This window comes from Halomonas litopenaei (assembly GCF_003045775.1).
In the GTDB taxonomy this organism is placed as follows: Bacteria; Pseudomonadota; Gammaproteobacteria; order Pseudomonadales; family Halomonadaceae; genus Halomonas; species Halomonas litopenaei.
Window position 1 is genome coordinate 288340 of the sequence record NZ_PXNS01000005.1, and the last position, 24401, is coordinate 312740.

The 24401-nt window shown below is 62.7% G+C and carries 18 protein-coding genes; 8 read left to right on the forward strand and 10 right to left on the reverse strand.

What is annotated here, in order from left to right:
- Positions 1-194: 194 nt before the first annotated feature.
- A complete protein-coding gene (locus C6W88_RS10085; RefSeq protein ID WP_045991981.1) occupies positions 195-941 on the reverse strand; it encodes a Crp/Fnr family transcriptional regulator in 747 nt (248 codons plus the stop codon).
- Positions 942-1119: 178 nt separating this feature from the next.
- Here C6W88_RS10085 and thpD point away from each other — a divergent pair, with 178 nt between their 5' ends.
- The 3 genes from thpD (at position 1120) to C6W88_RS10105 (ending at position 2855) form a co-directional block, all read left to right on the forward strand.
- Entirely contained in the window at positions 1120-2043 is a 924-nt protein-coding gene (gene thpD / locus C6W88_RS10090) for an ectoine hydroxylase (RefSeq protein ID WP_045991982.1), read from the forward strand.
- 89 nt (positions 2044-2132) lie between these two features.
- Positions 2133-2342 (forward strand): hypothetical protein, encoded by a 210-nt coding sequence (locus C6W88_RS10095; RefSeq protein WP_108132360.1) that lies wholly within the window; start codon positions 2133-2135, stop codon positions 2340-2342.
- A 159-nt stretch (positions 2343-2501) separates the two neighbouring features.
- The gene (locus C6W88_RS10105) at positions 2502-2855 is read left to right on the forward strand and encodes a DUF488 domain-containing protein (RefSeq protein ID WP_045991984.1); all 354 of its coding nucleotides are present in this window, start codon (positions 2502-2504) and stop codon (positions 2853-2855) included.
- Positions 2856-2920: 65 nt separating this feature from the next.
- Here the strand turns inward: C6W88_RS10105 and C6W88_RS22070 are convergent, their stop codons facing one another.
- Genes C6W88_RS22070 through C6W88_RS10120 form a run of 3 tightly spaced genes read right to left on the reverse strand, consistent with a single transcriptional unit; the run spans position 2921 to position 3787 of the window.
- Positions 2921-3172, reverse strand: a complete 252-nt coding sequence (locus C6W88_RS22070) for a Rha family transcriptional regulator (protein WP_083970288.1) — start codon at positions 3170-3172, stop codon at positions 2921-2923.
- Positions 3173-3228: 56 nt separating this feature from the next.
- Positions 3229-3504, reverse strand: coding sequence for a type II toxin-antitoxin system RelE/ParE family toxin (locus C6W88_RS10115; RefSeq protein WP_108132362.1), 276 nt, complete (start codon positions 3502-3504; stop codon positions 3229-3231).
- Positions 3491-3787: a type II toxin-antitoxin system RelB/DinJ family antitoxin gene (locus C6W88_RS10120; protein ID WP_045991985.1), complete on the reverse strand. Its 297-nt coding sequence runs from the start codon at positions 3785-3787 to the stop codon at positions 3491-3493. Before C6W88_RS10120 ends, C6W88_RS10115 begins: the two co-directional genes overlap by 14 nt.
- A 900-nt stretch (positions 3788-4687) precedes the next feature.
- On the opposite strand from C6W88_RS10120, the gene C6W88_RS10130 reads away from it, so the two are divergent.
- Together C6W88_RS10130 and C6W88_RS10135 are read left to right on the forward strand one after the other, a co-directional pair.
- Positions 4688-5311 (forward strand): recombinase family protein, encoded by a 624-nt coding sequence (locus C6W88_RS10130; protein WP_231498602.1) that lies wholly within the window; start codon positions 4688-4690, stop codon positions 5309-5311.
- Between the two features lie 43 nt (positions 5312-5354).
- A complete protein-coding gene (locus C6W88_RS10135) occupies positions 5355-6020 on the forward strand; it encodes a DUF8453 domain-containing protein (RefSeq protein ID WP_108132363.1) in 666 nt (221 codons plus the stop codon).
- A gap of 809 nt (positions 6021-6829) precedes the next feature.
- Here the strand turns inward: C6W88_RS10135 and C6W88_RS10140 are convergent.
- The gene (locus tag C6W88_RS10140; RefSeq protein WP_108132364.1) at positions 6830-7645 is read right to left on the reverse strand and encodes an acyl-CoA thioesterase; all 816 of its coding nucleotides are present in this window, start codon (positions 7643-7645) and stop codon (positions 6830-6832) included.
- A gap of 122 nt (positions 7646-7767) precedes the next feature.
- On the opposite strand from C6W88_RS10140, the gene tadA reads away from it, so the two are divergent.
- Positions 7768-8220 (forward strand): tRNA adenosine(34) deaminase TadA, encoded by a 453-nt coding sequence (gene tadA, locus C6W88_RS10145; RefSeq protein WP_108132365.1) that lies wholly within the window; start codon positions 7768-7770, stop codon positions 8218-8220.
- A gap of 86 nt (positions 8221-8306) precedes the next feature.
- Here the strand turns inward: tadA and C6W88_RS10150 are convergent, their stop codons facing one another.
- The 4 genes from C6W88_RS10150 to mltF all read right to left on the reverse strand — a co-directional run bounded on the left by C6W88_RS10150 (position 8307) and on the right by mltF (position 16202).
- Positions 8307-10361: a sensor domain-containing diguanylate cyclase gene (locus C6W88_RS10150; protein ID WP_083970291.1), complete on the reverse strand. Its 2055-nt coding sequence runs from the start codon at positions 10359-10361 to the stop codon at positions 8307-8309.
- A 120-nt stretch (positions 10362-10481) separates the two neighbouring features.
- Entirely contained in the window at positions 10482-12506 is a 2025-nt protein-coding gene (locus C6W88_RS10155) for a GGDEF domain-containing protein (protein WP_108132366.1), read from the reverse strand.
- A gap of 235 nt (positions 12507-12741) precedes the next feature.
- Complete coding sequence (locus C6W88_RS10160) at positions 12742-14712, reverse strand: GGDEF domain-containing protein (RefSeq protein WP_108132367.1); 1971 nt, start codon at positions 14710-14712, stop codon at positions 12742-12744.
- 14 nt (positions 14713-14726) lie between these two features.
- Complete coding sequence (mltF, locus tag C6W88_RS10165; RefSeq protein WP_231498603.1) at positions 14727-16202, reverse strand: membrane-bound lytic murein transglycosylase MltF; 1476 nt, start codon at positions 16200-16202, stop codon at positions 14727-14729.
- Between the two features lie 140 nt (positions 16203-16342).
- Between mltF and purL the strand changes: the two genes are divergently transcribed.
- Positions 16343-20260, forward strand: a complete 3918-nt coding sequence (purL, locus tag C6W88_RS10170) for a phosphoribosylformylglycinamidine synthase (RefSeq protein ID WP_108132368.1) — start codon at positions 16343-16345, stop codon at positions 20258-20260.
- A gap of 173 nt (positions 20261-20433) precedes the next feature.
- Complete coding sequence (locus tag C6W88_RS10175; protein ID WP_045992008.1) at positions 20434-21237, forward strand: crotonase/enoyl-CoA hydratase family protein; 804 nt, start codon at positions 20434-20436, stop codon at positions 21235-21237.
- Between the two features lie 90 nt (positions 21238-21327).
- On the opposite strand, the gene C6W88_RS10180 is transcribed toward C6W88_RS10175, so the two are convergent.
- Positions 21328-24399 carry an efflux RND transporter permease subunit gene (locus C6W88_RS10180; RefSeq protein WP_108132369.1) on the reverse strand — a complete coding sequence of 1024 codons (3072 nt, stop codon included), beginning with the start codon at positions 24397-24399 and terminating at the stop codon, positions 21328-21330.
- Positions 24400-24401: the final 2 nt, after the last annotated feature.

Consider the following 24401-nt stretch of genomic DNA (forward strand, 5'->3'; position numbering starts at 1 on the left):
TTGGTCGAAATTGCATGCAGCGGCCGGTGATTCCCCGGTGGTGGACCAGTCCTAGGCGCTGTCCGAAAAGTCGACGAGCGAAGGTTAGACAAGGCAAAAATCGGTGAGAAAGCGCAGTTTACGGGGTGTAAATGAGCATTTTGATCCGATTTTTAACGCCGTATTACCGAGCGCAGGCACTTTTCAGACAAGCCCTAGCCCACCGCGTCGTTGGCCGCGAATACGCTGTCGGCCAGGTAACGTTCGTCGAACTGGCCGGCATCGGCCAGGGCGGCCGGATCAGGCAGCAGCAGACGATGACGGTTTCGGTGCAGCAGGCCCTCCTCGTCGAGTGCGCTGAAGGTGCGACTGACGTGCACAGGACTCAGCCCCAGCACGTCGGCCAGCATTTCCTGGGACAGTGGCAGACGGATGCTGTGGTCTTCCTGGCGGCCGGCGGTCTTGGCCAGGCGCTCGTACATTTCCATGATGAAGTGGGCCAGCTTCTGTCTGGCGCTGCGTCGCGACAGATTGACCAGGCGCTCGGTCAGCAGCACCTGCTGGCGGCTGGCCATGGCGAAGAGGATCGAGGTCAGGGTGGTCGACTGTTGAAAGATGTCGGTCAGACGGGCGTGGGGGAAGCGGCAGATGGTGCCGTCCTCGATCATCTGGACGCCGGTAAGACGCTGATGAAAGGCGTATTCGCGTAGCCCGATCACGTCGCCAGGGAGGTAGACCTCCAGGATCTGGCGCGCGCCGTCTTCCAGCTGCCGGTAGGAGAAGGCCCAGCCCTGGCTCAGGGTGAAGAAGTCCTGGGCAGGATCGCGTTCCTCCCAAAGGCTATCGCCGGCCTTGACCTCCAGCGGTGACTTCTCGAGCGCGCCCAGCAGCTGGCGATCGCCATCGCTGAGCGGGTGATAGTGGCGAAAATGCTTGACGATGCAGCTGTCCCGGTTCGACACGGCAAGGCTCCTTGCACGACAGGCTCGATGGAGAATGCGTATTAGGGGTTTACGTTAACTCAGGTTATGTCGGCGCGGTAGATACAGGCCCAGGATGGGGGTCCATCGCCGAGGTCGGTCAAGGCACAGCGTCTCCGGTCACGGCGATCCATTCTGGAATCGTTACGGAGGCGGAGTCATGACTTACGCACCCAACCAACTGTCGATCCGTTCGGATGATGGCTATCCCACACGGCTCGACGCGCCAATGGGCAATATCGCCCGCCATTGCCCGGTCGTCCATGCGACGCCCGAGCAGCGCCAGGCCGGGCCGCTCGACGAGCAGGAGCTGGCCGCATTCGAAGAACGTGGCTTTCTCTGGTTCGACAGCTTCTTCGAGGCCGACGACATCGAGCCCTTCTTCGATGAGCTAAGCGCCATGGAGCGCGATCCCGAGCTGACCGGCAGCGACAAGGTCATCACCGATCCTGTCTCTGGCGCCATTCGTTCGGTGTTCGGCATGCACGAATTGTCCGAGCGCTTCGATCGCCTGACCCGCTCGCCGCGGCTTCTGAAGATCGTCGAGCAGCTGCTCGGGGGCGGTGTCTACGTGCACCAGTCGCGGATCAACGACAAGGCCGGCTTTCAGGGCAGTGGCTTCGATTGGCACTCGGACTTCGAGACCTGGCACGCAGAAGACGGCATGCCCGGCATGCGCGCGCTGAGTGTCTCGCTGATGCTCACCGACAACGGCGAGTTCAACGGACCGCTGATGCTGGTACCGGGGTCCCATCGCCAGTTTGTTCCCACCGTGGGACGCACCCCGGACCAGAACTGGGAGACCTCGCTCAAGGCGCAGCACATCGGCGTACCCACCCGAGAGCAGCTGGGACCGATCATCGAAAAGCAGGGCATCGAGGCGCCCAAGGGGCCGGCCGGGTCGATTCTGCTGTTCGACTGCAACGCGCTGCATGCGTCCAACAGCAACCTGTCACCGTGGCCGCGCTCCAACCTGTTCTTCGTCTACAACAGCGTCGACAACCGCCTGGTCACTCCCTTCGGCGCCAAGTCCCCACGGCCCGAGCACCTGGCGGCGCGCGAGCGCACGCCAGCACTGGGATGATCAGGCGCCAGCCAATGTCGGTAGATGGCTTCGCCCTTGGGCGTGGCCGCTCCCCATCAAGAGAAAAGAGCCATCAAGAGGAAGCCCCCATGCACATTGGCGACACCCTGCTGATTGCCCGTGATCTGGTCATGGTAGCCGAGGACCAGTTGTCCTCGGGTAACACCGCCGAGATCATCGATACCTCGGCCCTGGTCGAAGGTGACGGTGACGACATACGTCTGCCGCGCTATCGGGTACTGATCGACGAGGTGGGGGAGCGGGATTGCTCCTGCACCATTCTCGAACGCCTCGAATAGTCGGACGCTGGCGCCTGGTCTGATTGTCTCATTGGCATCGGCATCGGCATCGGCATCGGCATCGGCATCGGCATCGGCGCGACTGCCAAAGCCACACGGGGTGACGGCCGGGCCATGCGTCTGTTAAGGATGGAGCACATTCTCGGACGTGGAGGCACGATGACGATTCAGCTCAAGCGGGCCTACGATGCGCCCGCCGACAACGACGGCTATCGGGTGCTGGTGGACAGGCTCTGGCCGCGGGGGATCGCCAAGGACGAGGCGCGTATCGATGAATGGATCAAGGAGGCCGCTCCCAGTGATGACCTGCGCAAGGCCTTTCACAGCGAAGCACTGGGCTGGGGCGAGTTTCGTCAGCGCTATCTGGCTGAGCTGAAGGAGCAGAGGGAAACGCTCAGACCCCTGGCCGAGCGCAGCCAGCAGCACAAGGTCACCCTGGTGTTTTCCTCGAAGGATGAGACCCACAACAACGCCGTGGTGCTCAAGGACTACCTGGCCATGCTGACCGGATGACGTTCGGGCGGACCACCGGGCATCACGGCCTCGAACTGATCTTGCCCAGTAGCACTGCTACGGGTTTAGCTGCACCAGTTTCCAAGTCCATCCAGCGCTTGATGACGGCTGCCATACGCTTCACGTTGTAGCCAGTGACGAGGACTTCGGTGTGGTAGCGGTCGAGCGAAGCACGGAAGGAAAGGTCCGGTGCTGTCCCGGTACTGAGCGCAGAACTGCGCTGAGTCGGCATCAAGCTGATCAAACATGTTGCGGATGTCCCGCATCACATCGTTGTGTCGCTTCCCCGTCAGCTCTGCAATCTCTCGGCTGGACATGTTGAGGTTTGTTTAAAAGTTTACTGCTGCGTTTAAATACTATTCCTTTTGCGATTCTAAGGCCATTTTTGCGCAGCATGCAGCACCCGCAAGATGGTAATCAATGCTTCAGACTCTCGGTAAACAACGATGTAGTTATCTTTGACAACCATCTCGCGTGTTCCAGGCTCCCTTCCTGGTTTATACAGCTTTGGATGGTCAGGGAGACGATCTACCTTGTCCTTTATATGATGGAAGAGTTTTAGAGCCGCATCAGGGTTGTCTTCAGAAATGTATTCAACAATCCCTGATGCGTCTTCAAGCGCCAAGATTGACCACTCAATCTTCACCATTGCGCTTGCTCTCTATAATGGCCTGGATATGGCGCATTGCATCATCGTGTGGGATGCCCTGGCGTGTATCAGCCAGCGCCTCCTGTACCTTCATGCGAAACCAAGCATCATGTGCCTGGGGGTCACTGGTGAGTCCCGCTGGCAGCCCTCCTTCGGCGCTAACCCGTGTCAGGAGAATCCGTACAGCCTCCGACACCGTAAGACCCATTTTTGCAAGAGTTTCAGTGGCTTCTGCCTTCAGATCTTCGTCCACTCGGACATGCAGCATCGTTGTGCGGGCCATCGCCGTTGCCTCCTGGATGTGGACTTTTGAGTTTGTATCTCAATTGAGATGCAGTCAAGCTCAACCCTCTCTGAAGCCAACACTCATACAGCGCTTGCTCTTGATACCCTTCTGCAATACCTCGTCCAACAAGCCGCTCAACAGTCCGCTTACGTTGTCATGACGAGACTCCACCAGTTCCGCGATCTCCAGGCTGGACATGGTGAGGTTTGTTTCAGCGTGTTAGCGGGCAGGGCGAAAGCACGGGCGGGTATGGTTCATTCTGAGTGCGGCTAAGCTTGAACGCCACTTATCGACAAGATGCCAGTGTGATATGTGATCAATTTGGGTATGAGACTACAGCTTCTGACCACTCTTCCTATCGATAATTTCGGCGTCCCAGCCTTGGCATAGTTTCATCGCCAGATTTTTGTCATGTTCTTCCCGCTTCTCCTTCTCAAAGTCCCACCCTCTTATCTTTGCGCGTATATCGTAGAACCAAACCATGGATAATATGAACACGAAGGGCATGCTTGTTACCAGACATAGCTTCAAAAGTTCAGTCATATTTACAATCCCTTTATCTTTAGGCCAAAGGCGATGATAACCCATACCGTTTAAACGCAGATGCCTCCCTTTCTCGCTATCATCAAGCAGTCTTGTCCGTCAACGTTCTTCTGTGCCCCATGGGCTTGTTTTGAGCGTGGATTACATGTTGGCTTTATCCCGCATATTTCAAACAGGGTGAGGGTGATGCTCGGCCTAGTTCATTCATGCATCCGCACGTACTCATGATTTTCTGTGATCAATAGAGTATACCTGAGAGAGCACGGGCTAGAGAGGCTCGTTTTCGTATTCATAAATACTTATTTACAACCTAAACGAGTACGTCAATAATGAACACATCCTAATGAACATGGAGTGTTCAAAGTGACTTTCATCCGCGCTTATCTTCGAGCTTCCTCCGATGACCAAAACGCCAGTCGTGCCCGTGAAGCTCTTGAAGCCTTCAGTGATGCCAAGGGTGTCAGGGTCGCTTCCTGGTACATCGAGAACGCCAGCGGCACTAAGGCTGACCGTACTGAGCTTGTACGGCTGATTGACGATGCCCAGCCGGGGGATGTTCTTCTCATCGAGCAGGTTGATCGTCTGACACGTCTCACCAAAGGAGACTGGGAGAAGTTGAAGGCTGCTATTCAAGGTGCAGGACTTCGTGTGGTAGCGCTCGACCTGCCCACCAGCCACACGGCCATGACGATCAGCGCCAGCGATGACTTCACGGGACGTATGTTGGATGCGGTAAACGCTATGCTTCTTGATATGCTGGCTGCTGTCGCTCGCAAGGACTACGACGACAGGCGTAGGCGACAGGCTGAAGGGATAGAGAAGGCCAAGGAGAAGGGAGCCTACAGGGGCCGTCCTGTGAACGAGGCGTTGCACCAGAGGATCAGGGAACTAAGAGAGAAGGGCTTCAGTATAAGGAAGACGGCTGAGCTTGCAGGATGTGGTGTATCGACTGTTCAGAGAGCTTTTGGTAGACGTTAAAATTACTGTAGTGTTTTGGTTGTCATGATTTGGAGTTGTTGTTATGCACTGGTTTGGGATAGCTGTGACATTTTGTTATTCATCAATTATAGTGTTTCTTAGATGGGGAGATCTCTATCTTTTAAAAACCATGCCGCTTAATGAAGTTGGGGATTTTCTGGCGGGGGTTTTTGGACCGCTGATGTTGTTCTGGCTAATTGTTGGTTATATCCAGCAGCAAAAGGAGTTTCGGCAAAATACGGAAGTTTTGAGACTTCAAGCTGATGAGTTGAAAAAGTCAGTTGAGCAACATAGGCAGATGGTTGCCGTGACTAGAGAGCAGGTTGAAGCAGAGATTAAAGCCTTGGCAATAGAGGAAAGTAGAATGAGGAGGGAGAGTCAGCCTTCGTTTTCTATAACTCAAGCCTACAGGAAAAGCATATCTTCAGGAAGAAAAACGTTTGTAATTAAAGTTGAAAATAATGGTCGTCCAGCGTCGAATGTTAATTTTTCTTCTGACCCAGAAATCCCGCAAATCGCTAATATGGGTAGTATACAATACTTTAAGACTGGTGTTGAATACCCTCTAACTTTTGATGTTGGAGTTAAAGAAAGTCCTCCTTTGAAGTTGAAGGTCGAAATAAATTGCTCGGATGAAAATCTTCAGCCATATACAAAGTCATTTTCTCTTTCTTTGGATGGAAATGAAAGATATTTAGTGAGTGAATGAGATTTTATATTATGTCCTTAATGCCATGCTATGTTGTTGTATATGTTAGGTAGTATGATAAATTATTGCTGGTAACTATGCTGCGTCTGCTTAACGTCTGGAATCACCCGAAAAAATTTAATACTCCTTTCCAGCCTCCACTCTCAAAGTAGGGTGGGGGTCTACAAAAGCTCCAAACGTCCCAGTGTTCTTGAGCAGATCCCCACCGGCTCCCGTACCCCCTGCTTGAAATATCTCGCTTCTCTTCACTGTGGGTCTGTCTCTGGCTTTCTGAGAGCCCTCGTAAGCGCTTCTATTCTCAAGCCAAGCCTTGGCCTTATCGGTTCTCTAGCGGTCTTCAGATAGCCTTGTAGGCGGCTCTTGGGCAGGGCAGAGGAGGCTTGTTGGATAGTGAGGCGTGACCAACCGTTTTGGCACGGAAAATCTGACAGCGTGACGATGTGCGTGGGCGGCAAGCGGTAAGTCACTTGCACATGCACTGGGTCGAACGTGGGTCTTTTCGTAGTGAGGCGCCGGGAAGGGTGGGGTATCATCCGGTCACGAGGTTGTGCGTGCTGACACCTAATTGACACCTGGAAGAGATTGGGGCTTCAGAAACGAAAAAGGCTCTTGCGTGAATGTTCGCAAGAGCCTGATTCTACTAAATTCTTGGTCGGAGTAGCAGGATTCGAACCTACGACCTCTGCCTCCCGAATGCGTTGCTCTACCTGCTGAGCTACACCGGCTTGACACCACCTTCTCGATCACACCGGGCCTACCGCCAGCCCGGCTAGCGGGGTTTCCAGGCGTCCCTGATGGCCTCCCGTGCGCTAGTCCCGGGGCTCCCTCAGGCGTGTCAGGCCTTCCTGGGCGCTGGAGGCCACCAGTTCGCCTTTTCGATTGTAGATACTGCCTCGAGCCAGGCCTCTGGCGCCGCCGGCCCAGGGGCTGTCCATGTCGTACAGCAGCCAGTCGTTGACGGCCACGTCCTGGTGAAACCAGAGCGAGTGGTCGAGGCTGGCGATCTGCAGCTTGGGGTCGCCGAAACGGATGCCATGGGGCACCAGGGCGGTGGTCAGCAGGTTGAAATCCGAGCTGTAGGCGAGCAGGTAGCGATGCAGAGCGGGGTCATCGGGCAGCTCGCCATTGAGCCGGAACCACAACCGCTTGCGTGCGGGCGCGCCGTCCTCGGCGGTGTCTTCCACATGGCGAAATTCGATCGGGTGGCCGGGGAAGCGCAGGATCTCGTCGCTGTCGCCGGGCTCTGTTGCTTCGAGGGCGGGCATGCTGGCCTGGTGGCTCAGGCTGTGTTCCTGGCCATGGAAGGAAGCGCTGCAGAAGAAGATCGGACGGCCCTTCTGGATCGCGGTGATGCGGCGGGTGGTGAAGCTGCCACCGTCACGAACGCGGTCGACCTGATAGACCACCGGCATGGCGGCGTCGCCGGGACGCAGGAAGTAGCCGTGCAGCGAGTGCACCTGACGCTCCGCCGCGACGGTCTGGGTGGCCGCCGACAGCGCCTGGCCCAGTACCTGGCCGCCGAACAGCTGGGGAAGCCCCAGGTCCTGGCTGCGTCCACGAAACAGGTTCTCTTCCAGCATTTCCAGGCCCAGCAGGTCTACCAGACCCTTCAAGGCGTCCGACATTCGCGTATCCTCCTTGCGCCGGGGTAGCCCGGCTAGTCGATGGCGGTGACACGGTGGCGATTGCCGTGCCCGCGACAATGGTTCAGCATTTGCCTGGGCTCAGTGTACGGGAGTGCAACACCTTGCGCAGTGACGAATTTTACATGCATCGAGCGCTGGAACTGGCCGAGCGGGCGGCCCAGGCAGGAGAGGTGCCGGTCGGTGCGGTGGTGGTGGATGCGGCCGGAGAGATCATCGGTCGCGGCGCCAATGGCCCCGTGGCGAGCCATGATCCCAGCGCCCATGCCGAGGTTCAGGCGCTCAGGGACGCCGGGGTGAGCCTGTCGAACTATCGGCTCGAGGGCTGCACGCTGTACGTGACGCTGGAACCCTGCATGATGTGCTCCGGGGCCATCATCCACGCCAGGATCCGGCGTCTGGTCTACGGTGCCGCGGAGCCTCGTTCCGGCATGGTCGAGTCCCGAGCCAACCTGTTCGCCCAGCCCTGGCACTTCCACCAGGTGGAGGTCGAAGGTGGGGTGCTGGCGAACCGAGCCTCTCGCCTGCTCAAGACGTTTTTTGCCGAGCGCCGATGAGCCTTTGCCGAAGCGCAAAGCACTGAGGCAACGTCGGCGGTGCCGACGGGTTGCTCAAGACTCCCGTTACAGGTTTCGAGCCTTGCTCAGGCGGTGAAGGGCGGTGTGTCCAGGTCCGATGCGCCGTCGACGGTATCCACGAAGAGCTCGACCCGGTCGCGTCCCTGGTGCTTCGCTGTATAGAGCGCCTGGTCCGCCTGCTGTATCAGGCGTGCCAGATCTAGCGGTGCCTGGTCCTGGCATGCCACCCCCAGGCTGATGGTCAGTGGCGTGCCGTCGTGATGAGCCAGCGGCGCCTGTCGGACGGCACGCCGCAGACGCTCGGCCACAGCGCTGGCTTCGGCTAGCCGTCCTTCGGGAATGATCACCAGAAACTCTTCCCCGCCGTAGCGCCCCAGCAGGCCGTCATCCCCCAGGGTCTCCTGTGCAAGTCGACCTACCGCCTTGAGCACTCTGTCGCCTTCGGCATGGCCGAGGCAGTCGTTGATGCGCTTGAAGTGGTCGATGTCGACAAGAATAACGCTCAGGGGCAAGCGCGCCCGCCAGGTCTGGGCGGTGGCCTGAAGGTGACGTCGGTTCGGCAGACCGGTGAGTTCGTCGTGGTCGGCGAGCCAGCTGAGTTGCTGCTGCAGGCGATGGCGAGTGCGGACCTCGCGGCGAAGGTCTCCGTTGGAGCGTGCAAGCGCACGATGCTGGGAGGCCATCTGGTGCTGGCTGAACAATGTCAGATAGAGGAACTGGCTGAACAGCAGACCCAGCATCAGGGTGACAGCCGGAAGACGGCTGCGCAGGCGCGTCAGCAATCGGGTATCGGGGCGCAAGGTCAGCTCGAGCGGTAGATAGGCTGTGTCGACTGTCGCCGCCTTATTGTCGGGTCGATGCAGGGGAATGGCGTCGAGGGGAACGGATACTGTCCACGAGGCCGGATGCCCCTCCATGGGCCATTCCTTGATCAGACGGTTGTGGTAGGTAAGTCGGACCTGCAGGCTCCCCGCCCCCGAGGGGGGATGCGTATACATATTCTCGGCCATGGCTGACAGTGACAAGGTCGCTGCCAAGTGCCCGAGCAGCTTTCCACCGGGACGGCGAATCGGTAGCGAGAGCGTGATCTTCATCGTCGGTGCAGGAGCGTCGATGGCGAGGGTAGTGATCTGGGCCTCCGGGGGGGGCACCGCGGCAGGTTGAGGCATATCAGTGGGCCTGGGGACGACTGTGGTCGCGGGGCTTCGCACATTGCCGCCGGTCACTTCGACGTAGCGCAGCGTCGCAAGGTAGGGAAAGTGGTCGCGAAGAGGTCGCGTCAGGTGCTGCCAGCGTTCGGTAGAGGGCGGGAGCGGCGATTGTTCGAGGAAAACCTGCAAATGTTGCAGGGAGTGTCGAAAGTCATTGAATTCGCTAGCCAGGCGTTCCTCCATGGCACGGCCTTCGCGCTGTCCTAGATATTGCAGTTCGCCATCGGCCTGAATCTCCAGGTACTGCCAAAGTGCCAGGGTCATCACGACCAGAAGTGTCGAAGGCCAAAGCCCACGCCTGAGGCTGTCGCGGGTGGGACGCCAGCCGCTTACCACGCCCACCCACTGGCCGGCCAGCAACAGGCCGAGGACGGCGGTGACGGTGAGCGAGTGGGCGTGCAGCAGTGCCGCTGAAGGCAGCCAGTGATGCAGTGGTGTCTGGTCCAGCAGCAACAGCAGCAAGCAGGACATGTGGAGCAAGGGGACGCCCAGGCTCGAGCGCGTGCGCGCCAGTATCCCCAGGGTCAGCAGCGTCAGCACGACCAGTTCGACCAGCGGCGGGCGCCAGTCCAGCAGAGTCGAAGGTGTCGTCAGCCAACGGAAGGGTTCGGACAGGCGCTCCAGTGACAGCCAGTCTTCCGGTGCACAGGTGCCGAATAGCAGAGTGACCAGGCACAGACACAGTGGCCATAGCACCAGGGCACTGGTGAAGACCCCCTTGCGTGTCCATCGCCATTGACCGATGGCGACGATAAGGGCCAGCGCCAGGGTCGTCTGATTCGCCGGCAGAGACGCTACCCGAGTATCGAGCACAGTGAGGGAGGCGACTGCCAGCACCAGGGCGAGCAGGGTCAGCCCTTGGCTCAATAGCCGGTAGTGACGAACAACGGGTGTCGAGGTGTACCACATTCAGGCGTTCCAACCCTGGCGGCTCGCGGCCTGACTGGCCGCGCTACGACCAGCTTACCCAGGCGCTGAACGAGGCTCAGGAAGAAGTGCGCCGCCTCGCGCCAGTGGGGTTGACCTGAGTCAGGAGTGCAACAGACCGCTGGGCTCTGTGGCCTCGCTGGGCTCGGCAGCGGGCTTCGCCTCGGCGATCTCCACCCGATTGCGGCCCAGCCGCTTGGCACGATACAGCGCCATATCCGCTCGATGCAGCAAGTCCCTTGGCACAACGGGGCCGTCGGTCTGGGTGATCAGGCCTATACATACCGTCATGGGACTGCCGTCTTCGTGTTGTACGCCGCAGGCCTGCACCTCTCGCCTCAGGCGTTCTGCCCAGGCATGTACCCAGGCGATATCGCCCTGTGGCAGATAGACCACGAATTCCTCGCCGCCGTAGCGGGCCAGCACGCCACCCTGTGGAAGCAGCTTCTGCGCGCAGGCGGCGAAGCGCTTGAGTGCCTGGTCCCCGGCTTGATGGCCTTGTTGGTCGTTGATGCGCTTGAAATGGTCGAGGTCACATAACAGCAGACTGAGAGGGTTCTGTCCGGCATCCGTCGGCAGGCTGGCGAGAAAGGTGCGTCGATTGGCCAGGCCCGTGAGGTCGTCGTGTCCTGCCAGCCATTCGATGTTTTTCTGCAGGCGCGAACGACGCCGCATCTCTCGGCGTAGTTCGAGATTGGTATCGGCAATCTGGCGGTGCTGCTGGCGCTGCCGATGGCGGCTGAACAACAGCAGGTAGAGCAGCAGAGCCATGATCAGGCCGGTGCACAGCGTTGAACTCGGATAGTGCAGCTTCAGGTGCTCCAGCAAACGGCGGTTGGGGCTGAGCTCCAGGTGCAGGGTATGGGACAGCAGACGAACGTCGCTGACGAGCCTCCAGGGCGAATTAGCCGCTGACGTCGGTACCCGCCATAGGGTGCTGTCGCCGTCTTTCAATGTCAGCGTCATGGCGTCCGGTATATCGGCGAGCGCGGGCAGGAGATTGGAAGCTAAGGCGTCGAGGCTGAAGACCATGGCGACCGAACCCAGCAGCCGATCACCATCCACCGTGTGGATCGGCAGAAAGTGGATGATGCCCCAGCCTCCATCGGGCAGTGGCAGGATATCCGATGACACCGCGTCGCGCTGGTGAAAGCTCTGCTGCAGCACTTCCATCAGTGGCTGGTCGAGGGCTCCATCCAGCAAGCGCATGCCCGGGTAGGCCTGGTGCCAGTTGTCGTCGGGATAGAGGTGCTCGACCCGTCCGGAGAGATCGATCAGGGCCAGCAGGGGCAGTTCCGGGAAGTCGTTCATAAAGCTCTGGGCTTCGTGGCGCCACATCGATGCCGAGGGCAGGCGTTGATCGATCTCCCAGACCAGATGGAAGCGATGCATGGCTCGAAGGGTGTCGTCGATGCGGTCTGTCATCGTTGCCGACAGGCGATCGGTCTCCCGCTGGGCACGTTCGAATAGCTGCCGATTGGCCTCGCTATCCTGCTGGCACCACAGCAGAACCGTTGCCGTGGCAATAAGAAGACCGGGGCCCAGAGCGCGCAACAGGCTCGCCAGGTTGTGGCGCCAGCCGGTCACCACCGCCAGGAACTGGGTCAGCAATAGCAGCCCGCTGCCCGCCAGCGCCCAGGGGCCTGCGGGTGGCGCCAGCGGCGGCAGTGTCTCGGGCGCCGCCACCTGGTAGGCCAGACTCCCCCACAGCAGGACGGCGATGGCGTGGAGCAAGGGGGTGCCCAGGCCGGCACGGGTGCGCAGGGCAAGACTCAAGGCCAGGCACGCCAGCAGCAGGCTGTCGGCCAACCCCGGCCACTGCCAGGAAAGGCGTGGGTGGCCAGTATCGAGCGGCGCAGGTGGATCGAAAGTCGCCAGAGACAGCCAGCCCTGGGGCAGGATATCGCCGGCCACGCCGATCAGCAGAGCGGCCAACACCGCCACCACCAGCGTCAGACTCAAGCCCAGCCGCTGGCGGTACCAGGCCAGTTGAGCAAGACCGATCAAGCCGCCCAGTACCAGGGTGGGCAAGGTGGTCGAGGCGGTATAGCCGGCGAGGCTGGCGCAGAGCCCCGCAATGTACAGTGCCAGGGACAACAGCGTCAGCGGGATTCTGAGACGTAGCATGTACCCACTTTCCAGGCGAGGAGCTGGCGGTTGTTGGACGTTGTGGTCAGCGAAATATCTCGCCGAACCGATCAGCGAGAAGAATAGACGTTCGGGGGATTGTGCTGGAAAATGCGGCCAAGTGGGCGCGGAACCATGCCTTTCCTGATGTAGATCAAGGACATCGAGGGGGCGGGTGGGTGTCTGGTTGGCGCCTGGTGTTGAGGCCGCGTGCCAGATCCGCGCAAGGCCGCGCTCAGGCAGGTGATCCACAAACCTCGATGCGATTGCGCCCCTGCCGCTTGGCCCGATAAAGTGCCAGGTCCGCGCGGTGGAGCAGGTCTTCGGCGATCAGGTCGCCGGCGCCGTGGCTGGCGATGCCGATGCTTACCGTCATGGGGCGCCCGTCGGCATGCTCAACGCCGCAGTTCATCACGCTCTGGCGCAGGGATTCGGCGATCTCGACGGCCTCGTCCGCGGCCACCCCGGTCAGCAGGGCGACGAATTCCTCGCCGCCGTAACGGGCCAGCACCACCCCTTCGGGCATCGCCAGGCGTCCCACTCGGGCGAAGCGACGAAGCGCCTCGTCCCCCGCCTGGTGGCCGAGCTGGTCATTGATGCTCTTGAAGTGATCGATGTCACACAGAAGAACGCTCAGCGGGCGGCACTCCTGCTGTTCTCGCAACGTCGACATGAACAGGCGGCGATTGGGCAGCAGCGTCAGCTCGTCGTGGCCGGCAAGCCACTCCACCTCACGCTGCAGTTCGGTACGATGGCGGACCTCTCGGCGCAGCTCCTCGTTGGAGCGGTACATCGACGAGTGTTGTACCGACATGCGGTGGTGGCCGAATACCACCATGTACAGCAGGTAAGCCAGCAGCAGCCCGATGCTGAGACTGGCCACCGGCTGGCGCGAACGCAGACCCAGCAGGTAGCCGGTGGAGGCGTTCAAGGCGACGGTCAGCTCTTGTTCGTCAAGGGCAAGCAGGCTAAGCGTGGTCCATGGGCCTGGCGACTCGCTGGTCGGCCAGTCGCGGATGGTGTCACCATCCACGGCAAAGCGCATGCGGATATGCTCACGGTCCAGCAGGGTCTCGGCGTAGAGCTTGTCGGCCAGCACCGGGAAGCTGAGTACCATGGCCGCAGCGCCGGTGACGCGCTGCTGGTCGGGGGAGGTGATCGGCAGGTAGTAGATCATGCCGGGCATCCCCTGCAGCAGTGGCACGACGCCGGTGTGGCCCTCCTGGTTGGCGGACAGTGCCTTCGCTAGTGCGTCGACGTAGGGGCGGTCCACGTCTAGTGCATTGATGCCGACGATCGCCCGGTTGCTGTCATCGCGTGGGTGGACAAGGCGGATGGTACCGTCGGCTTCGATATAGGCGATGTTGAGAAAGTAGCTGAAGTCCTGGTGGTAAAAGGCGGCCTGGCGCTCCCACTCTTCGGCGCTGGGGGGCTCTTCCAGCAGGCTCCAGAAGCTGGCGAAACGCCTCACTGCCTCCAGGTGGGCCGTTATCTCGGCGCCAAGCTGAGTCGCCAGACGATCCGCTTCGCCCTGCAGCTCGTCTTGAAGCTGCTGGTCCACGTATAGCGTTTGCTGATGCCATACGAACAGACTGGCCAGCACCAGGGCGAGCGAGGGAATCAGGCTGCGCAGGATGCTGGTCTGGGTGTGGCGCCACCCCGAGACCACGCCGACGAACTGGGCGGCCAGCAAGAGCGCCAGCAACAGCATGCTGGCGGGGGTGCCTGCCAGGTTCTGCGGCGAGCGGATCTCGTCGGTGGCCAGCAGCAGCGCTTCGGTGACCAGTAACAGCGCCGCCAGCGCCTGCAGCAGCGGGGCAGCCAGGCTCGCCCGGGTGCGTCCCAGCAGCCCGCCAGTCAGCGCCAGCAGGATGAGCAGCTCCATCAAGGGCGGTCGAAGATCGTCGAGGCCCTGGACCCCGGGTAGCCACGATGCCCATTGGTCGAGCGTGACGTAAGGGATCAGGGCTTCGGGCAGCAGGTAGCTGGCCAGGCCCAGCAGCAGGATCGCCAGCACCGGCAGCAGACACACGACCGACATCCTCACCCCACGCCAGTACCACATCGCCTGGCCGATGCCGATCAGCAGCAGCAGGGTCCAGCTGGCGCTGTGGCTCTGATCCTGGATCATCGAGGGGTCGACGATCAGTCCCGCCGTGGCCAGCAGGATGACCAGCAGCGTCATGGACAGGGCAATTCGAGACATGAAGGCAAGGTGTCCTAGGGCATGGGGGGCACGAGTTCGAAGATCTCGGCGTCGGCTTGATCGGGCAGGCGGGCATTCAGCTGGTGGAACTGCTGCTGGCTGCGATCGACGTAGTCGAGGATCTCGAGATAGCGGCGAATATTCTGCACATAGATGACCGGTTCGCCACCCCTTGCGTAGCCGTGGCGTGTCTTGCTGTGCCACTGGCTTTCCTGCAACAGGGGCAGCGCCTCACGCACATCACGCCACAGATCCGGGTTGCCACCCCGCATGCGGGCGATGTCACGGGCGTCATACAGATGGCCGAGGCCCACATTGTAGGCCGCGAGCGCCATGTAGAGACGGTCCTCACCGGTGATCGACTCGGGCAATCGCTGTTCGACGCTGCGCAGATAGCGTGCGCCGCCCTCGATGCTCTGGGCCGGGTCCAGCCGGTTCGATACTCCGACTTCCTCGGCGGTGGCGTTGGTCAGCATCATCAGCCCACGCACCCCGGTGGGCGACGTCGCCTCGGGGTCCCAGTGGGACTCTTGATAACCGACCGCTGCCAGCAGCTTCCAGTCGAAGTGCTGCGCGCGGGCGGCCTCTCGAAACAGGGCATCGAAGCGGGGCAGGCGCTTGTTGACGTGGTTGATGAAGACCCGGGCGCCGACGTACTCGAGATAGTCGTCATGACCGAAGTAGCGGGCGGTGAGGCGGTCGAGTTCACCCTCTGCGCGAAGCTCGTCGAAGAACGTATTGGCGCGTTCGATCAGCGCCAGACCGTCTTTCCCGGAGAAGGCCCAGGCCATGGTCACCGGCTCGCCGATGTCGAAGCCGTCTTCCACTTCGGGGAAGAACAGACGATTGAGGCGGAACTGGTGGGCGTACACCACCGCGGCGTCCAGCTCGCCATCCTCGATGCGCCTGAGCAGCGAAGCGATCTCCAGGTCTTCCGCTTCCTTCCAGCTGAGGCGAGGGTGCTCGCGCTGCAATTCGTGCATGACGCGGCTGATGCCGGTGCCCTTGGCGATGCCGATGTTCCAGTCCTTGAGGTCATCGAGCGCCTTGGGCGGCTGCAGTCCTCGGCGATACACCACCATCGGCTGCATCGACAGGATCGGGCGCGAAAACACCAGGCCTTCCGCCAGCGGATCCAGCGGCAGGGCGGCCGCGCCGAGGTCGCCCTGGTGGCGCACCGCGTCGAGCACGCTCTGCACATGGTGGTCATCGCTTAGGTTCAGGCTGACCCCGAGGCGGTCGGCGAAGCGACGCATCAGTTCGTACTCGAAACCGGTAGGTCCCTGGCGCCCCTCGTAGTAGGTAAAGGGGGTATTGCGGGTGTGCACGGTGATGAAATCACGTGCCAGTACTCGCTCCAGGGCGGCGCTTGAGGAGGGGCCGGGCGGTGTTGGCCAGAGCGCCCACAGCAGGCCCAGGCCACTGGCGGCAAGGATGCGCAGGCGCCGCGCATGACGGAAACCGTCCTTCATCGGGGCAAAATCGCTCATGGTGGAGCGCCCACCTTACCCAGCCCACGGGGCGCTGTCATCCGCATCGATTTCTCGCACCCGTCGGTTTCCAGTATCATATGCCGTCTCGCCCGCCGCGGCCCCCTTCTTTTATCGCTGATCTTCAGAGGCTCCTGGATATGCTCGAACTGCGCGGAGCGCCCGCCCTGTCCACCTTCCGTCACGCCAAGCTGCTGGCTCAACTGCGTGTGTCCGTCCCCGAGATCGAGGCGCTGCACGCCGAGTATGTGCACTTTGCCGATCTGGAGCGGGAGCTCGATGCCACCGAACTGAGCCTGCTCGAGCGCCTGCTCGACTACGGGCCGGCACAGCAGGATAGCGATGTGGAGGGGCTTGCGTTGCTGGTGGTGCCACGTATCGGCACCCAGTCTCCCTGGTCATCCAAGGCTACCGACATTGCCCACAACTGCGGTTTGACCCAGATCAACCGCCTGGAGCGCGGCATCCTCTATCGCATCAAGGTGCGCGGTACGCTGAAGGAAGCCCACTTCGACGCCATCGTCGCCGGCCTGCACGACCGCATGACCGAGACGGTGCTGCGAGACAGCTCCGACGCCGCCACCCTGTTCGCCCACCATGAGCCGGCGCCGCTGGGCCAGGTGGACGTGCTCGAGGGTGGCCGTACTGCGCTTGAGGTCGCCAATCGCGAGCTGGGACTCGCCCTGGCCGAGGACGAGATCGACTACCTGGTCGAGGCGTTTGTCGAGCTGGGCCGCAACCCCAGCGACGTCGAGCTGATGATGTTCGCCCAGGCCAACTCCGAGCACTGCCGCCACAAGATCTTCAACGCCGACTGGGTCATCGACGGCGAGGCCCAGAGCCACTCGCTGTTCAAGATGATCAAGAACACCTTCGAGGCCTCGCCGGACGGCATCCTGTCGGCCTACAGCGACAACGCTGCGGTGATCAAGGGCAGCGAGGCGCGTCGCTTCTTCGCCACCCCGCTGACCGGGCGTGACGGTGAGCGCGCCAGCTACGGCGGGGAAGTGGAGCCGATCCACATCCTGACCAAGGTCGAGACCCACAACCACCCGACCGCCATCGCGCCTCATCCCGGCGCGGCCACCGGTGCCGGCGGCGAGATCCGCGACGAAGGCGCCACCGGCGTCGGCGGCAAGCCCAAGGCGGGGCTGACCGGCTTTACCGTGTCCAACCTGCGTATCCCCGAGTTCGTGCAGCCCTGGGAGGCGTTCGACTACGGCAAGCCCGAGCGCATCGTCAACGCCCTGGAGATCATGCTCGAGGGCCCCATCGGCGGCGCCGCCTTCAACAACGAATTTGGCCGTCCCAACCTCACCGGCTACTTCCGTACCTACGAGCAGGACGCCCTCGGTGCCAGCGGCATCGAGCGTCGCGGCTACCACAAGCCGATCATGATAGCCGGCGGCTACGGCAACATCCGCGAGCAGCACGTGGCCAAGGGCGAGATCCCGGTGGGCGGCAAGCTGATCGTGATGGGTGGCCCGGCGATGTTGATCGGGCTCGGCGGCGGTGCAGCGTCGTCGATGGCCTCCGGCTCGTCGAGCTTCGATCTCGACTTCGCTTCTGTTCAGCGCGACAACCCCGAGATCGAGCGGCGTGCCCAGGAGGTCATCGACCGCTGCTGGGCGCTGGGTGACGACAACCCCATCTGCTTTATCCATGACGTAGGCGCCGGTGGTCTGTCCAACGCCTTGCCGGAACTGGTCAAGGACGGCGATCGTGGTGGTCTGTTCAGCCTGCGCGAGGTGCCCAACGCCGAGCCCGGCATGAGCCCGCTGGAGATCTGGTGCAACGAGGCCCAGGAGCGCTACGTGCTGGCGGTGGCACCTGCGGATCTCGAGACCTTCGACGCCCTGTGCCGGCGCGAACGCTGCCCCTACGCGGTGGTCGGCGAGGCCACCGCAGAGCACCACCTGGCGGTGGTGGACGGCCACTTCGACACCCGTCCAGTGGACCTGCCGATGAGCGTGCTGTTCGGCAAGCCACCCAAGATGCAGCGTGAGTTTGAGCGTGCGCCGCTGGAGCTGCCCGGTGTGATGCTCGACAACCTGGACCTGCGCGAGGCGCTGGATCGGGTGCTGCGTCTGCCCACCGTGGCCTCCAAGAGCTTCCTGATCACCATCGGCGACCGCTCGATCACCGGCCAGGTCGCGCGTGACCAGATGGTCGGTCCCTGGCAGGTGCCGGTGGCCGACGTGGCGGTGACCACGGCAAGCTTCGATACCCACGCCGGTGAGGCCATGGCCATGGGCGAGCGCTCGCCGGTGGCGCTGATCGACCCCGCCGCCAGCGCACGCCTGGCGGTGGCCGAGTCGATCACCAACCTGGCCGCTGCCCCGATCGCCCAGCTTGGCGACATCAAGATGTCGGCCAACTGGATGAGCGCGGCGGACCATGAAGGCGAGAACCAGGCGCTGTATGACGCCGTGCACGCCGTCGGCATGGAGCTGTGCCCGGCGCTGGGCATCGCGGTGCCGGTGGGCAAGGACTCCATGTCCATGCGCACCGCCTGGGAGCAGGACGGTGAGCAGAAGGCGGTGACCTCGCCGCTGACCCTGGCGATCACCGGCTTCGCTCCGGTCACCGACGCCATGAAGACGCTGACCCCGCAGATTCGCCTCGACCAGGACGAGAGCGACCTGCTGCTGATCGACCTGGGCGCCGGCAAGAATCGTCTGGGCGGCTCCGCCCTGGCCCAGGTCTACGGTCAGGTCGGCAACGACTGCCCGGACCTGGACGACGCCGAGGACCTCAAGGCGTTCTTCAGTGTCATCCAGGGGCTCAACGCCGACGGTCGACTGCTGGCCTACCACGACCGCAGCGACGGTGGCCTGATCGTCAGCCTGCTGGAGATGGCCTTCGCCGGCCGCGCCGGGCTCGAGATCAAGCTCGACTGGTTGATCGACGAGGCCGCCGAGGCGGTGGACGCGCTGTTCAGCGAGGAGTTGGGGGCGGTCATCCAGGTCAGCCGTGAGCACACCGAAGAGGTGCTGGCCCAGTTCGCCGCCGCCGGTATCGAGACCTGTGGCGTCATCGCCCGTCCGCGCTACGACGACCAGATCCGCGTGACCCTGTTCGAGGAGCCGTTGCTGGAGACCACCCGGCAGCTGACCCAGCGCACCTGGAGCGAGACCAGCTACCGCCTGCAGGCCCTGCGCGACAACCCCGAGTGCGCCAAGAACGAGTTCGACAACCTGCTCGACACCCGTGACCCGGGCCTGAGTGCCAGCCCGACCTTCAAGGTCGATGAGGACATCAGCGCACCCTTCGTCAACAGCGCACGTCCGCGTGCCGCCATCCTGCGCGAGCAGGGCGTCAATGGTCACCTGGAGATGGCCTGGGCCTTCGACAAGGCCGGCTTCGAGGCGGTCGACGTGCACATGAGCGACCTGCTCGAGGGACGTGTCGGTCTCGACGAGTTCAAGGGGCTGGCCGCCTGCGGTGGCTTCTCCTACGGTGACGTGCTCGGCGCCGGCGGTGGCTGGGCCAAGTCGGTGCTGTTCAACCCCCGTGCCCGCGAGCAGTTCGCCGACTTCTTCGCGCGCGAAGATAGCTTCGCACTCGGCGTGTGCAACGGCTGCCAGATGCTGTCCCAGCTCAAGGAGCTGATCCCCGGCGCCGAGAACTGGCCGCGCTTCGTGCGTAACGAGTCCGAGCAGTTCGAGGCCCGAGTGGCCATGGTGCAGGTGGAGAAGACCCCGTCGATCCTGCTGGCCGGCATGGAAGGCTCGCGCCTACCCATCGCCGTGGCCCATGGCGAGGGCCGCGCCGAGTTTCGCGATAGCGCCCACCTGCGCAGCATGCAGGGCTCGGGCCAGGTGGCCCTGCGCTATATCGACAACTACGGCCAGTGCACCACCCGCTATCCGGCCAACCCCAACGGCTCGCCCTCCGGTATCACCGGCCTGACCACGCCGGATGGCCGGGTGACGATCATGATGCCCCACCCGGAGCGGGTGGTGCGTGCCGTCACCAACTCCTGGCGGCCGGCCGAGTGGAGCCAGGACGGCGCCTGGCTCAGGCTGTTCCGCAATGCCCGGGTGTGGCTGGGCTGATCCTCCAGTCCCTCCAGACCCACGACAACGCCGCCTGCGGGCGGCGTTGTCGTATCCGGGACAAAGTCAGGTGTTGTATCGAGCGGCGTCAGGTGCCAAGTTGAAGTTCCCGCTTTCGCAGTTTCGCCCCCTTTATCGATCACCTGACCGGCCACCTTATCGACGGAGCTTCCATGTCCTCATCCACCCAGCGCAGTTTTCATGACCGCTTGAGCGTTTCCCTGATCGACCATGTGGCACGGGTTCACCTCGAGCGGCCCGATCGCCACAACGCCATGGATCCGCCGATGATCGACGCCCTGCTCGAGGTTCAGCGCTGGCTCGGCGAGCGGGTGGGCCTGCGCGCCGTGGTGCTTACCGGCGAGGGCGAGAGCTTCTGTTCGGGACTGGACGTGGCCTCGGTGGTGGCAAGCCCCGAGCGCGTGGCCTGGCTGCTGACGCCGGACGCCAGTGGGGTCAATCCGGCCCAGCGCCTGGCGCTTGGCTGGCGTGACCTGGGGGCGCCGGTGGTAGCGGCGCTGCATGGTCACGTCTTTGGCGCCGGCCTGCAGATGGCGCTGGGTGCCGATCTGCGTATCGTTCACCCGGAGGCGACGCTGGCGCTGCCGGAGATCGAGTGGGGGTTGATGTCGGATATGGCGGTCAGCGTCACCGCCGCCGCGCTGCGCCAGGACGTGATTCAGGATCTGATGCTGACCGGCCGCCATCTGGCCGGCGACGAGGCCATGGTGCTGGGGCTGGCCTCGCGGCTGGACGAGGACCCGCGCGAGGCGGCCTTGGAGCTCGCCGTGTCCATGGCCCGGCGCTCGCCCAAGGCGGTGGCCGCGGCGCGTCGGCTGTGGCGAGAGGCGCCACGCCTGGATGAGCGCGGACGCTTGGCCATGGAGGCCGAACTGCAGCGCAACCTGCTGGCCGGGCGCGAGCAGCGAGAAGCGACCCGGGCACGCCTGGACGGGCGCCCACCGCGCTTCGATTGAGCGCCGGCGGCCTATGCCGCAAGCCAACGACAAGGCCCTCGCGGGTATCGCCCGCGAGGGCCTTGTCTTGCAGTCACCTTCCGATAGGGGTCAGGTTCCGGTAGGCCCCTCGACTGGCGACGGAGGATGGATACGGAACAGGGTGGCGTAGATCACCGGCAGGATTACCAGGGTCAGCAGGGTGGCCGCACCCAGACCGAACACGATGACCACCGCCATGGAGGCGAAGAAGGCGTCGCCGAACAGCGGGATCATGCCCAGCATGGTGGTGATCGCCGCCATGGATACCGGCCGTACCCGACTGATGGCGGCGGCCATCACCGCATCGAAGGGCGCCTCGTACAGAGGCATCTGGATCTTGATCTCCTCGACCAGCACGATGGCGTTCTTGAGCACCATGCCGACCAGGCTCAGGGTGCCGAGCAGCGCCATGAAGGTGAAGGGGGCGTTGAAGGTCAGAAGACCGCCGACGATACCGATCACGGTCAAGGGCACGATGGCCCAGATCGCCAGCGACTGGCGCAGGTTGCCGAACAGCAGCATGGTCAGGATGAACATGCCGAGGATGCCTAGCGGCAACAGCTTGAACAGCGCCTTCTTGGCGTCACGCGAGGTCTCGTCCTCGCCGCCCCAGCCCAGGTGGTAGCCTTCGGGAAGATCGATGGCCTCGATCTGGGGCTTGAGCCGCGCAAGGATGTTGGCCGCCGTCTCGCCGGACAGCGGTAGCGGCTCGGCGTAGACCGCAAGCATGCGCTGACGGTCGCGACGCTTGATCAGTGGATCATGCAGCTGGGTCTCGAGCGGCCCCAGCACACTGCCGGCGCTGATGTAGGTCTGCTGCTCGGCGCTCCAGACGTTGAGGCTGGCGATGTCGTTGAGGCCGTAGCGCTCTTGCCGTTCATCGCGCAGCACGATGGGGATCAGGTCGGAGCCCTCGCGGTAGACGCCGGCCATCTGGCCGTCGTTGTGGATCAGCAACGCCTGGTGCAGCGCCTGGCGGGTGACGCCGACGCGCCGCGCCTGCTGCTCGAGAAACTCAGGCGTCAGCTCCTCCACCCGATTGCCCCAGGACAGGCGGATGCTGTCGACGAAGGGCTCGGCGCGGAACACCTCGCTGACCTCGGTGGCGAGCTTGCGCAGGGTGTCCGGGTCCGGGCCGTACAGGCGCGCCTCCAGGCTGGCCTTGGCCGCAGGACCGACCTGCAGCGCCTGGACCTTGTACTGCACCTCGGGATAGTCATCGCGCAGCAGGGTGATGATCTCGGCCATACGGCTTGCTCGGCTGTCGAGATCCTCGGTCTCCACGATCAGCTGGCTATAGCTCGCGTAGCGGTCCTCGGGTGAGTAGGTCAGGGTGAAGCGCTGGGCGCCGCCGCCGATCACGCTGGTCACGTGGGTGACCTGGTCCATCGTCGCCACCTGGGCCTCCAGGCGCGAGGCCACCCGCTCGCTCTCGAGAATGTCGGTGCCCTCCGGCATCCACACATCGACGAAGAACAGCGGTGTGGTGGAATCCGGGAAGAAGGCGTTCTTGATGTTGGAGGACAGCGCGAAGGCGCCGACCAGAAGGCCCACGCAGACCGCGATGGTCAGCCAGCGAAAGCGAATGCCCTTGTCGACCAGCCAGCCGAACAGCTGGAAGATCACTCCCTTGTAGGGATCCTCGTGACTGTCGCCGTCGCCGATCTCACGATCCTTGAAGAAGATGTCGAAGAAGAAGGGGGTCAGCGTCAGGGCGGTGATCCAGCTCAGCAGCAGTGAATAGAACAGCACCCAGAACAGCGAGCCCACCAGTTCGCCGGTGGCGTCCGGCGACAGGCCGATGGGGGCGAAGGCGGTGATGGCGATGGCGGTGGCGCCGAGCAGTGGCAGCCAGTTCTGGCCGGCCACCTCCTTGGCTGCCTCGAGCTTGCTCTTGCCCTTGCCAAGGCCGATCAGCATGCCCTCGGTGACCACGATGGCGTTGTCCACCAGCATGCCCAGGGCAATGATCAGGGCCCCCAGCGAGACCTTCTGCAACTGCAGGCCGTGGGCGGCCATCAGCATCAGCGTGCCGAGGATGGTGATCGACAGGATCAGCCCCATCAGAAGGCCGGAGCGCAGGCCCATGAACACCAGCAGCACCACGATGACGATGCCCACCGACTCCATCAGGTTGATGACGAAGCCGGACACCGCCTCCTTGACCACCTGGGGCTGGTGGTAGACCGGGGTCAGCTGCATGCCCAGAGGCAGGCGGGATTCCAGTTCGGCCAGGCGGGCGTCCACCGCCTCTCCGACCTTGACCACGTTGACCCCGGACACGAACGACAGGCCAAGCGAGATCGCCGGCTTGCCGTCGGCATGGTAGAGCTGGCCGGGACGGTCGGTGAGCGCGCGCGTCACCGTGGCGATGTCGCCCAGGTGCACCGGGTTGGCGCCGGGGCGACCGACGATCAGGTCCTCCAGCGCCTCGACGCTTCTGAATTCGCCGCTGGGCTGCAACGAGATGATCTTGCCGTGTCGACGCACGCTGCCGGCGTCGGCTACCGCGTTCTGGGCGTTGAGCAGGCCGATCAGCGCATCCGGGGGAATGTTCAGAGCCTGCATGCGCTCGCGGTTGAGCGAGATGGTCACCTGCTCCGGGCGATCACCGGCGATCACCACCTTCTTGACGCCTTCGATCAGGCGCAGTTCGCGCTGCAGGAAGTCGGCCTGATTCTTCAGGTCGTAAAGGCTGTAGTCATCGCCGGACAGGTTGAACAGCAGACCGTAGACGTCGCTGAAGTCGTCCACCACCAGCGACTCCGAGGTGCCGGGGGGCAGGCCCGCCTGGGCATCGCCGATCTTGCGCCGAAGCAGGTCCCAGTACTGGGGCAGGGCCGTGCCCTGGACGTCGGTGTCGAGCTCCACGGTGATCTGGGAGAGCCCGGCGCTGTTCACCGAGCTGACCCGCTTGAGGTTGGGGATCTCCTGGATCGCCTTCTCCAGGCGCAGCGTCACCTCTTCCTCGACCTGCTGCGGGTTGGCGCCGGGGTAGGCGGTGCTGACCAGCGCCATGCGGATGGTGAAGTCGGGAAACTCCAGCTGCCCCAGGCCCAGAAAGGAGACGATACCGCCCACCGACAGCAGGATCGTGACCATCCAGCTGATGGTCTTGTTGCGCAGAAAATAGCCGACCATGA

What these genes read in the sequence shown, in the direction of transcription:
- C6W88_RS10120 (WP_045991985.1), bottom strand. Translation starts at nt 3,787, where the DNA reads ATGGCCCGCACAACGATGCTGCATGTCCGAGTGGACGAAGATCTGAAG.
- mltF (WP_231498603.1), bottom strand. Translation starts at nt 16,202, where the DNA reads ATGAGCGATTTTGCCCCGATGAAGGACGGTTTCCGTCATGCGCGGCGC.
- C6W88_RS10175 (WP_045992008.1), top strand. Translation starts at nt 20,434, where the DNA reads ATGTCCTCATCCACCCAGCGCAGTTTTCATGACCGCTTGAGCGTTTCC.
- C6W88_RS22070 (WP_083970288.1), bottom strand. Translation starts at nt 3,172, where the DNA reads ATGTCCAGCCGAGAGATTGCAGAGCTGACGGGGAAGCGACACAACGAT.
- C6W88_RS10155 (WP_108132366.1), bottom strand. Translation starts at nt 12,506, where the DNA reads ATGCTACGTCTCAGAATCCCGCTGACGCTGTTGTCCCTGGCACTGTAC.
- C6W88_RS10135 (WP_108132363.1), top strand. Translation starts at nt 5,355, where the DNA reads ATGCACTGGTTTGGGATAGCTGTGACATTTTGTTATTCATCAATTATA.
- thpD (WP_045991982.1), top strand. Translation starts at nt 1,120, where the DNA reads ATGACTTACGCACCCAACCAACTGTCGATCCGTTCGGATGATGGCTAT.
- C6W88_RS10095 (WP_108132360.1), top strand. Translation starts at nt 2,133, where the DNA reads ATGCACATTGGCGACACCCTGCTGATTGCCCGTGATCTGGTCATGGTA.
- purL (WP_108132368.1), top strand. Translation starts at nt 16,343, where the DNA reads ATGCTCGAACTGCGCGGAGCGCCCGCCCTGTCCACCTTCCGTCACGCC.
- C6W88_RS10105 (WP_045991984.1), top strand. Translation starts at nt 2,502, where the DNA reads ATGACGATTCAGCTCAAGCGGGCCTACGATGCGCCCGCCGACAACGAC.
- C6W88_RS10180 (WP_108132369.1), bottom strand. Translation starts at nt 24,399, where the DNA reads ATGGTCGGCTATTTTCTGCGCAACAAGACCATCAGCTGGATGGTCACG.
- C6W88_RS10150 (WP_083970291.1), bottom strand. Translation starts at nt 10,361, where the DNA reads ATGTGGTACACCTCGACACCCGTTGTTCGTCACTACCGGCTATTGAGC.
- C6W88_RS10140 (WP_108132364.1), bottom strand. Translation starts at nt 7,645, where the DNA reads ATGTCGGACGCCTTGAAGGGTCTGGTAGACCTGCTGGGCCTGGAAATG.
- C6W88_RS10160 (WP_108132367.1), bottom strand. Translation starts at nt 14,712, where the DNA reads ATGTCTCGAATTGCCCTGTCCATGACGCTGCTGGTCATCCTGCTGGCC.
- C6W88_RS10115 (WP_108132362.1), bottom strand. Translation starts at nt 3,504, where the DNA reads ATGGTGAAGATTGAGTGGTCAATCTTGGCGCTTGAAGACGCATCAGGG.